Below are 1229 nucleotides of genomic sequence, written 5' to 3' on the forward strand. Positions count from 1 at the left end.
ACAATTTCCCTCAATAAAAGCTAGACAAATACCGTCAATTATAGACATAAAGGCCTTTTTCTACATTCTTATTCCAAAGATTATGGACTATTTTAGACATTTTTAGACATTTCTTGGTTACTTTTTGGTTAGCTTTTACAAGTCCAATTTATCCAATTTTTCAGTTATATTAAACTTCATCTGCTCCGTAACATGAGTATAAACTCCCAAAGTCATTTTCTCGTTCGTATGACCTACTCGTTCCATAATCGCCTTGATTGGAACTTCCAATTCTGCAAGTAAACTAATATGTGAATGCCTAAAAACATGAGTAGTCAATACAAAATCCTCTTCTTTTTGAATTCCACTTCTTTTAAAACTTCTCTTCAAAAAATCATTAAAAGAAAAAATCATAAAAGGATTCCCATTTTTCGTAAATATAAATCGCCCTTCTTTTTCAATGAAAAGATATTCTTCTATGATCTCTAACACTCTATCGCTAATACCAATGACTCTATAAGAAGCTAAACTTTTTGGACTATCTAGGAATATTTCTGCTTTACTTCCGCTCGTATGCAATGTATGCTTAACTTCTAGTGTTTTATTTCCAAAATCAATATCCTCAAGAGTCAAAGCCAAAACTTCTCCAAAACGTAATCCAGTCAAATACATAAATTCAACAATCAAACGTACTCGTTGATTCTTTTCTTCTTTTTCTAAAAAATTAAGATACTGAACTACTTCTGCTCTAGTAAGATACTTATTCTGTTTCTTCCTGACTTTTTTTAAATTCTTCTTCCTTTTTGGCAAAACAACATTATCAATAGGATTCTCACTTATATAACCAACATTTAAGCAATACTTAAAAAACAAGTTTAATAAAACTTTCTTATTTTTCCTATGTTCTGCAGAGCATGGCAATTCTAACAATATATTCTGAACTATTCGACTTGTCACATTCATCAGTAAATAATCTTCCAATTTCCTGATTTCACCAATAATAGTGTATTTCTGAGACTTAAAAGTACTCCTCTTCAGCTCAGATTTTCGAATTTTTAAATATTCTTCATAGGCTTCCTTAACTGTTATTTTCCTTACTTCTGTTTTCTCTTTTTCTATGTTCTCCCTCTTTTTTTCTATTTTCTCATCCAGCAAGATTCTTGCCTGTTTCTGAGCTTGCCTTGTCTTAGAAGTTAAAGTTATAGAAACTTGTTTCCACTTATTCTCTTCTAAATCAAAATATTTTTCAT

Annotated in this window: 1 protein-coding gene; it reads right to left on the reverse strand. The window is 30.3% G+C overall.

Translation table 11 applies throughout. The features are described from left to right. Positions 1–135 precede the first annotated feature (135 nt). Positions 136–1229, reverse strand: a 1094-nt coding sequence (locus HMPREF2885_RS01955; RefSeq protein ID WP_070656931.1) for a tyrosine-type recombinase/integrase, incomplete at its 5' end; no start/stop codon positions are given.

Origin of the sequence: Streptococcus sp. HMSC062H02, from assembly GCF_001813005.1 — a bacterium.
In the GTDB taxonomy this organism is placed as follows: Bacteria; Bacillota; Bacilli; order Lactobacillales; family Streptococcaceae; genus Streptococcus; species Streptococcus oralis_S.